The 8754-nt window shown below is 61.2% G+C and carries 7 protein-coding genes; 2 read left to right on the forward strand and 5 right to left on the reverse strand.

Going from position 1 to position 8754, the window contains the following annotated elements:
• Window positions 1-7: 7 nt before the first annotated feature.
• The 5 genes from pcaF to pcaR form a co-directional block, all read right to left on the reverse strand.
• The gene (gene pcaF / locus M0814_RS20855) at window positions 8-1213 is read right to left on the reverse strand and encodes a 3-oxoadipyl-CoA thiolase (protein ID WP_177434760.1); all 1206 of its coding nucleotides are present in this window, start codon (window positions 1211-1213) and stop codon (window positions 8-10) included.
• Window positions 1210-1989: a CoA-transferase subunit beta gene (locus tag M0814_RS20860; protein WP_103485655.1), complete on the reverse strand. Its 780-nt coding sequence runs from the start codon at window positions 1987-1989 to the stop codon at window positions 1210-1212. Before M0814_RS20860 ends, pcaF begins: the two co-directional genes overlap by 4 nt.
• On the reverse strand, window positions 1989-2846 hold the full coding sequence (locus M0814_RS20865) for a CoA transferase subunit A (protein ID WP_003222404.1): 858 nt from the start codon (window positions 2844-2846) through the stop codon (window positions 1989-1991). The genes M0814_RS20860 and M0814_RS20865 overlap by 1 nt, the downstream gene beginning before the upstream one ends.
• Window positions 2847-3119: 273 nt before the next feature.
• Window positions 3120-4466 (reverse strand): MFS transporter, encoded by a 1347-nt coding sequence (locus tag M0814_RS20870; RefSeq protein WP_103485654.1) that lies wholly within the window; start codon window positions 4464-4466, stop codon window positions 3120-3122.
• 294 nt (window positions 4467-4760) lie between these two features.
• Window positions 4761-5603: a pca regulon transcriptional regulator PcaR gene (gene pcaR, locus M0814_RS20875; RefSeq protein ID WP_003222399.1), complete on the reverse strand. Its 843-nt coding sequence runs from the start codon at window positions 5601-5603 to the stop codon at window positions 4761-4763.
• Between the two features lie 652 nt (window positions 5604-6255).
• Here pcaR and M0814_RS20880 point away from each other — a divergent pair.
• Entirely contained in the window at window positions 6256-6456 is a 201-nt protein-coding gene (locus M0814_RS20880; protein WP_003222398.1) for a hypothetical protein, read from the forward strand.
• A 375-nt stretch (window positions 6457-6831) separates the two neighbouring features.
• Complete coding sequence (locus M0814_RS20885; RefSeq protein WP_003222397.1) at window positions 6832-8307, forward strand: inorganic phosphate transporter; 1476 nt, start codon at window positions 6832-6834, stop codon at window positions 8305-8307.
• Window positions 8308-8754 lie beyond the last annotated feature (447 nt).

Genomic DNA, 8754 nt, shown 5'->3' on the forward strand with positions numbered 1-8754 from the left:
CTGTGCGTCAGACGCGTTCGATGGCCAGCGCCAGACCCTGCCCGACGCCGACGCACATGGTTGCCAGACCTTTCTTGCCGCCGGTCTTTTCCAACTGATGCAACGCGGTCAGCACCAGTCGCGCGCCGCTCATGCCCAACGGGTGACCCAAGGCAATCGCGCCACCGTTCGAGTTGACCTGCGGCGCATCATCCGCCAGACCCAACTCACGCAGCACCGCCAGGCCTTGGCTGGCGAAGGCTTCGTTGAGTTCGATCACGTCGAAATCACTGACCGCGACCCCGAGACGCTCGATCAGTTTGCGCACCGCTGGCACCGGGCCGATGCCCATCACCCGTGGCGCGACGCCGGCACTGGCCATGCCCAGCACTTTGGCGCGGGCGGTCAGGCCGTGTTTCTTCACCGCTTCAGCCGAAGCGAGAATCAGCGCAGCAGCACCGTCGTTGACCCCGGACGCGTTGCCGGCGGTGACGGTCTTGTCCGGGCCGTTGACCGGTTTGAGTTTGCTCAGGGCTTCAAGCGTGGTGTCGGCGCGTGGATGTTCGTCCTGGCTGACCACGGTTTCGCCCTTCTTGTGGGCGATCCGCACTTCGACGATTTCCTCGGCGAAGTAGCCCGCCGCCTGCGCGGCGGCGGTGCGTTGCTGACTGCGCAGGGCGAACGCGTCCTGGTCGGCCCGCGACACGTTATAGTCATCGGCCACGTTGTCGGCGGTCTGCGGCATCGCATCGACGCCGTACTGCGCTTTCATCAACGGGTTGATGAAACGCCAGCCGATGGTGGTGTCTTCCAGTTTCATGTTGCGTGAGAACGCCGCGTCAGCCTTGCCCATCACGAACGGCGCGCGGGACATCGACTCGACGCCACCGGCAATCGCCAGCTCCATCTCGCCACTGGCAATGGCGCGGAACGCGGTGCCGATCGCGTCCATGCCCGAAGCACAGAGACGGTTGAGGGTCACGCCCGGCACGCTCTCCGGCAGGCCGGCCAGCAGCAGCGCCATGCGCGCCACGTTGCGGTTGTCTTCACCGGCCTGGTTGGCGCAGCCGAGGAACACTTCGTCGATCGCGTTCCAGTCCACCGAGGGATTGCGTTCCATCAGCGCCTTGATCGGCACGGCGGCCAGATCGTCGGCGCGCACGCCGGCCAGACCACCGCCGAAACGGCCGATGGGGGTGCGAATCGCGTCGCAGATATACACGTCACGCATCATGCTTCTCCCGGTGCCTGGCCGTGGGCGGCGGCGGTGCGCGCTTCGAGATCACGCAGGGCGGTCAGTTCGACCTCGGTCGGCGCCGCCGTGGTTTCAACGTTGTCGGCAAAGCGGATCGCCCAACCGGTGGCTGCGATCACCTGCTCGCGGGTCACGCCCGGGTGCAGGGCGGTGACCACGAATTCGTGGGTGCCCGCTTCCGGCTCCATGATGCACAGGTCGGTGATGATCCCGACCGGACCGGCCCCCGGCAGGCCCAGACGCTTGCGTGAATCGCCGCCCTCGCCGTGACCGACCGAGGTAATGAAGTCGAGCTTGTCGACGAACGAACGCGCCGACTGTTTGAGGATGATCAACACGCTTTTCGCCGAACCGGCGATTTCCGGCGCGCCACCGGCACCCGGCAGGCGCACTTTCGGCGCGTGATAGTCGCCGACCACGGTGGTGTTGATGTTGCCGAAACGGTCGACCTGCGCCGCGCCGAGAAAACCGACGTCGATGCGCCCGCCCTGCAGCCAGTAGCGAAAAATCTCACCGGTCGGCACGACGGTGTCGGCAGTTTCCGCCAATTCGCCGTCACCGATCGACAGCGGCAACACGCTTGGCTTGGCGCCAATCGGGCCGGATTCGTAGATCAGCACCACGTCCGGCGACGAGGTCAGGCGCGCGAGGTTGGCGGCTTTCGACGGCAGGCCGATGCCGACGAAGCACACCGAGCCGTTTTTCAGGCGACGGGCCGCAGCGACGGTCATCATTTCGTTGGTGGTGTAAGTCATTACTTGGCCTCCGAAGCAGCGGCCAACTTGGCCTGGAACTCGCTGAAGTCAGCGCAGCCATGGATGTATTCGTTGATCCACGCGGTAAACGTCTCACGGTCACGGGCGATCGGATCCCACGCCTGATAGAAACGATTGTCACGCTCGGTGTAACCGTGGGCGTAGGACGGATGCGCACCGCCCGGCACGTGACAAACCGCGCTCAAGGCCCAGGTCGGCAGCACGCAGGCATTCATCGGGGCGTTGAGGTTATCGACGATCTCCTCGACGGTGACGATGCAACGCTTGGCCGCCAGTGCGGCTTCTTTCTGCACACCGAGAATGCCCCACAGCAGCACGTTGCCTTGGCGGTCGGCCTTCTGCGCGTGGATCACGGTCACGTCCGGACGTACCGACGGCACCGCCGCCAGCACTTCACCGGTGAACGGGCAGGTCACGGATTTGATCAGCGGATTGACCTTAGGCAGGTCGGAACCGGCGTAGGCCCGCAGCACGGCGAAAGGCAGGCCGGAAGCGCCGGCGACGTAGGCGTTAGCCAGGTCAGCGTGGCTGTGCTCTTCGATTTCCAGCGCATGCGGCCACTGCTTCTCGACCGCATCGCGCAGGCGGTGCAGCGAACCCACACCCGGGTTGCCACCCCAGGAAAAGATCAGCTTGCGTGCACAACCGGCACCGATCAGTTGGTCGTAGATCAGGTCAGGCGTCATCCGCACCAGGGTCAGATCTTTCTTGCCCTGACGAATGATTTCATGACCTGCGGCTGTCGGAATCAGGTGAGTGAAGCCTTCGAGCGCGACGGTGTCGCCGTCGTTGACGAATTGCTTCACCGCGTCGTGCAGCGAAAGGATCTCAGCCATGGAGCAGGCTCCCGTTTTTGTAGTGAATCGCCAGTGAGAAAAAGGCGCGAGGTTCAGCGCCGGAGTCACTGCAGATTAAGCCGCTGAAAATCGCCAAACAATCCGATAATCGACTGAGTGTTCGTTTATCGAACAGATTGTTACCACCCTATCAATCACAAGCAAAAGCTTCGCGAGCAAGCCCGCTCCCACATTTGAAATGTGTTTTCCCTGTGGGAGCGGGCTTGCTCGCGAAGGCGTCGGAACATTCAACGCAAATCAAAATGACTCGACTCAAGTCGCATCCGCATGACTCACCACGCCTTTAATCACCACCGCCGTCGTCGCCAACGCCGCCGGAATCACCAACGCCGTCAACACCTGCTCAAAGTTCCAGCCCAACCCCAGCAACGTCGCGCCCATCCACGCCCCGAGAATCGCGCCAAACCGGCCGATCCCGAGCATCCACGACACCCCGGTTGCGCGGCCCTGGGTCGGATAAAACCGCGCCGCCAGCGACGGCATCGCCGATTGCGCGCCGTTGACGCACATCCCCGCCACCAGCACCAACGTCGCGAGCAAGGTGATGTTGCCCAGGCTCTGCCCCACCGCGTAGGCAAACACCCCGGCCAGCAGGTAGAACGTGCCGATGACCTTGTGCGGATTGAAGCGGTCCATCGCCCAGCCCACAGCGACCGCGCTCAACACCCCGCCGAACTGGAACAACGCGCCGATGAACGCCGCCTGCTCCATGCTCGCGCCGCTGTCACGCATCAGGGTCGGCAGCCAACTGGTCAACAGGTAGACGATGACCAGGCCCATGAAGTAGGTCAGCCACAGCAGCAAGGTGCCGGCGCTGTAGGTGCCGGAGAAAATCACCGCGAACACGTTGCGCGCCTTGACGGTTTTCTGTTCCGGCACGCTGAAGCTCGAGGCCTGCGCGACGGTGACCGGATCGATCGGCGACAAGGTCTTGCGCACTTTGTCGGTGCCGCGATTACGCACCACTAGATAGCGCGCGGATTCCGGCAGCCAGAACAGCAGCACCACCGCGAGGATCAGCGGCAGGATCCCGCCGATCAGCAACAGGCTGTGCCAGCCGAACGCCGGGATCAGCTTCGCCGAAATGAATCCGCCGCCGGCCATGCCGAGGTTGAAACCGCAGAACATGCTGGTCACCAGCAAGGATTTCTTGCGCTCCGGGGTGTATTCCGAAAGCAGTGTGGTGGCGTTGGGCATGCCGGCGCCCAGACCGAGGCCGGTGAGGAAGCGCAGCACCAGCAATTGTTCGACGTTGGTGCTGTAGGCCGAAGCCAGACTGAAAGCGCCAAACAGCAGCACCGCGCCGACCAGTACCACTTTGCGCCCGAAGCGGTCAGCCAGTGGGCCGGAACCCAGTGCGCCGAACACCATGCCGATCAGCGCGGCACTCATCACCGGGCCGAGGCTGGCGCGGTCGATGCCCCAGTCCTGGGACAAGGCCGGGGCGATAAAGCCCATCGCCGCGGTGTCGAGGCCATCGAGAAACACAATCAGGAAACACAGGATCACCACGCGCCACTGATAGCGCGAGATCGGTTGGGCATTGATGAAGGTCTGCACGTCGAGGCAGTTACCTACAGCGGACTGAGGCTGGTTCATTATTTTTATTCCACGCAAAAAACGCAGTCGAACGGCGGCCGGCCAAAGCGCGGCACGGTCACAAGAATAGAAGATCGGGATCAGGCGTTGCGGTGAATCCGGCAACAGGGAATGGGGCTGAGACAGTCGGGGAACATGCGCATGGTGAGTTGCCTCTTGTCATTATTATGGGAGTCGACAATCCGGCAGGCTCATTCACATCTGCGCCGGATGACGCTGCCGCGACATTAATGATCCGAGGCTTTTAGCGTCAATTCGATAAACGCAACACTGTGCGTTTATCGAACAGCTTCATCAGGCGAACAACTGGGCGCTGAGGTCGCGGCTGGCACTGAGCAGGCCCGGCAGAAAGCGTTGCTCCAGCTCGGTACGGCTGACGCGACCGGCGTGGGTGCTGACGTTGAGCGCCGCGACCACCTGGCCCGACGCGTCGTACACCGGCACGGCAATCGAACGCAGGCCTTGCTCGAGTTCCTGATCGACGATGCACCAGCCCTGCTGCCGTACTTCCTGCAGGCATTCGAGCAGACTTTCCGGGGTATGCAGTGTGCGACTGGTTTTGGCCACCAGTTCGGCATGGTCGAGGTATTCGCCCAGCGAGGTGTCGTCCAGCGCCGCCAGCAGGATGCGGCCCATCGACGTGCAATAGGCCGGCAGCCGCCCACCCACCGACAGGTCCACCGAAATCAACCGTTGCGTGGTCGCCGAACGGGCGATGTACAGAATGTCGTCGCCTTCGAGTGTGGCCATGTTGCAGGCTTCGTGCAGTTGCTCGCTCATGCGGTCGAGGTACGGCTGGGCCGACACCGCCAGCGGCGTCGATGACAGATAGGCGTGGCCAAGGGTCAGGACTTTGGGCAGCAACGAATATGTGCGGCCATCGGTGGTGGCGTAACCCAGTTTGATCAAGGTGTGCAGGCAACGGCGCACGGCGGCGCGGGGAATTTCCGTGCGGTGGCTGATCTGGGCGATGGTCAGGTGTCGCTTACGCTCCTGAAACGCCTGCACCACCGCCAGGCCACGGGCCAGCGAGGTCATGAAATCCGGATCGCCGGTCAGCGCCTGGATGCGCTTGGCCGGCGAAGCGACGATCGGCGGCGCCACGGAGGTGAAGGAGTTGCGCATTTGATCGTTCATTTCTTGTCCTTTTGCATCACGGATCAATGGCTATACAAGCGGCTCGCCGACAGATGCACAAGGGCCGAGACGCCAAGATTGGGCGATTATCGAACCGCCGACCGATTATCGCAATCCATCAGCCGCCATCCTTCGCGGCTTCTTCTATCGTTGGGCCAACCTGTTCAGCCAACTTTGCATGACCCATTAGTTGCTCGACTTAATGGCGCCAGAAACTGAACGCGCGTCCTTAAAGGTTTCGACAAATTTCAACTAGCGATAAAACTTGTCAGCAACAAAACGATCACACATCCCGAACCGTTTTTAACTTGGCAAAGATAGTCAATCCCGATTCGACCGCTATAATGCACCTCAGTGGCGCCGCGTTTTCACTGGCCGAGGGTGCCGCCCGCTGATGCGCTGCCTATTGCCGTCAGCCCCGGCCAGCGCCTGACGCTCATTATTCATGCACCGCCAGCGCGCTTGCTGAAACAGGAAACTGATGCTGCGTCAGTTTTAATCTGGTGCCGTAGCCGCCTGCAACATGGAAGTCTTGATCGCCCTGCCGACAACTCCAATGCCTGAACTGGCATTGCCCCTCGGTGGACGTGTTCAATCGACTCGTTGCCGTGCGTTTCACCAGACATTTATCTCAACTCAAACAGGTAGCACTGTGACGAAAGACGAACTGCGCGCGGAACTTGAGCGCCAGGAACAACGTTACAAGGAAGTTTACGGCGGGGAAGTCACCACCTACGCCGCTCAACCCGAACCGGAACGCAAGGCATGGCGTAAACGCCCCACAGTTCAGGATCAGGTTTTCCAGCAAGAACTGAAAAAGATGGAAGAAGAACTCAAAACCGAAGAGCCATGAACGGGCGATCCTGAGTTTTTCGAGGGCCTGCGTCGCCACCGGCTACAAGCACGGTGACCCGATGATGCCTTGCGCGCCCGCTACCCGCGGGCAGCGGCCACCTCCCCCGTCCTGCACGGGAAAGGAGCGTGTCTGACTCGTTTCAGAGATATTTCACACAAACGTTTGAGGCTCCTGCGCGCTCGACAAAATGCCTGTTGCCTGAAAGTTTTTCCAATCGAATCAAGCACTTGAAAAACCCTGCAACACGCTCGGGCTTTGCACCTTGCAACAATTTAATTCGACATTGATTGCTACCGATGAGCAGGTAGGGGATCGATTTCCAGTCTTTTCTGGCATAATCGCGCCCCCTTATGACCGGGTCAGAAAACCTTCATGATCGATTTATTCAGCGGACTGGATGCTTGGGTGCTTGTGAGCCTCTTGCTCGCCCTGACGTTTGTCCTCGCCTTCGAGTTCATCAATGGATTTCATGACACCGCTAACGCGGTAGCCACTGTTATCTACACCAAAGCCATGCCGCCTCACCTGGCGGTGTTCTTCTCCGGTGTGTTCAACTTCCTCGGCGTGTTGCTGGGCGGCGTTGGCGTGGCGTATGCCATTGTTCACCTGCTGCCGGTAGAACTGCTGATCAATGTGAACACCGGCCATGGCCTGGCGATGGTGTTCTCGTTGCTCGCCGCGGCGATCACCTGGAACCTGGGCACCTGGTACTTCGGTATCCCGGCCTCCAGCTCCCACACCCTGATCGGCTCGATCCTCGGCGTCGGCCTGGCCAACGCCCTGATCAACAACATCCCGTTGGCCGACGGCGTGAACTGGCAGAAAGCGATCGACATTGGCGCCTCGCTGGTGTTCTCGCCAATGGCCGGTTTCCTGATCGCCGCGCTGATCCTGATCGGCCTGAAGTGGTGGCGCCCGCTGTCGAAGATGCACAAGACCCCGGAACAGCGCCGCAAGATCGACGACAAGAAGCACCCGCCGTTCTGGAATCGCCTGGTCCTGGTGATCTCGGCCATGGCCGTGAGCTTCGTGCACGGTTCCAACGATGGTCAGAAAGGCATCGGCCTGATCATGCTGGTACTGATCGGTATCGTGCCTGCGCAGTTCGTGCTTGACCTGAGCAGCACCACCTACCAGATCGAGCGCACCCGCGACGCGACCCTGCACCTGAGCCAGTTCTACAAGCGCAACGCCGATTCCCTGGGCGAATTCCTGGCCCTGGGCAAAAGTGTTGAAGGCGATCTGCCGGAAAAATTCCGCTGCAACCCGCAGCAGACCGAACCGACCATCAACGCCCTGCTTGGCACCCTTAAAGGTGTAGCGGACTACCATTCGCTGTCCTCGGAAAGCCGCATCGAAGTCCGTCGCTACTTGCTCTGCCTGGACGACACCGCGAAGAAAGTCGGCAAGCTGCCAGGCCTCGAAGCGCGTGAAAAAGCTGACCTGGACAAACTGCGCAAAGACCTGACCACCACCACTGAATACGCGCCGTTCTGGGTGATTCTGGCGGTCGCACTGGCCCTGGGCCTGGGTACCATGGTCGGCTGGAAACGTGTGGTACTGACCATCGGCGAGAAGATCGGCAAGCAAGGCATGACTTACTCTCAAGGCATGTCGGCGCAGATCACTACTGCCAGTCTGATCGGCATGGCCAACATTTTCAGCCTGCCAGTGTCCACCACCCACGTGCTGTCCTCGGGCGTGGCCGGCACCATGGTCGCCAACAAGAGCGGCCTGCAGGGCGGGACTGTTCGCACTATCCTGCTGGCGTGGGTGCTGACCTTGCCGGCGACTGTGGCGTTGTCGGCTGGGTTGTTCTGGTTGGCGTCCAAAGCGTTGGGTAGCTGATAGACCGCAGCACATGAGAAAGGCGTGATTCGTGAGGATCGCGCCTTTTTTTGTTTTGGTTGGGGTTGGATTGGGGGCATATCCGTTGCTGCGGGGGTTGCTGATTACGGTTCCGCCCTTACGGCGGGTCACTTTTTCCAAACGCCGAAAAAGTAACCAAAAAGGCTTCCCCCGGCGTACGGCACTTCGCTGAGGCTCAGTGTTCCCTCGCTACGGTGTCCATCAGGGGGCATCGCCTCCGGTTTGCTTCGCTGCACCTCCTCTCGATGTATGCGGCTCCGCCGCATGGCGCTGCGCGCCTACCCCCTGATGGACACCTTCGCTCGGCCTGCCGATGGGGCTTGAAGATCAAAAGCCACATCAAGAGCCAGAGCCAGAGCCAGAGCCAGAGCCAGAGCCAGAGCCAGAGCCAGAGCCAGAGCCAGATCAAAAGATCGCAGCCTTCGC

Source organism: Pseudomonas sp. MWU12-2020 (assembly GCF_023100605.1).
In the GTDB taxonomy this organism is placed as follows: Bacteria; Pseudomonadota; Gammaproteobacteria; order Pseudomonadales; family Pseudomonadaceae; genus Aquipseudomonas; species Aquipseudomonas fluorescens_H.

Coding starts and splice junctions, on each gene's coding strand:
- pcaF (WP_177434760.1), bottom strand. CDS start 1,213: ATGATGCGTGACGTGTATATCTGCGACGCGATTCGCACCCCCATCGGC.
- M0814_RS20860 (WP_103485655.1), bottom strand. CDS start 1,989: ATGACTTACACCACCAACGAAATGATGACCGTCGCTGCGGCCCGTCGC.
- M0814_RS20865 (WP_003222404.1), bottom strand. CDS start 2,846: ATGGCTGAGATCCTTTCGCTGCACGACGCGGTGAAGCAATTCGTCAAC.
- M0814_RS20870 (WP_103485654.1), bottom strand. CDS start 4,466: ATGAACCAGCCTCAGTCCGCTGTAGGTAACTGCCTCGACGTGCAGACC.
- pcaR (WP_003222399.1), bottom strand. CDS start 5,603: ATGAACGATCAAATGCGCAACTCCTTCACCTCCGTGGCGCCGCCGATC.
- M0814_RS20885 (WP_003222397.1), top strand. CDS start 6,832: ATGATCGATTTATTCAGCGGACTGGATGCTTGGGTGCTTGTGAGCCTC.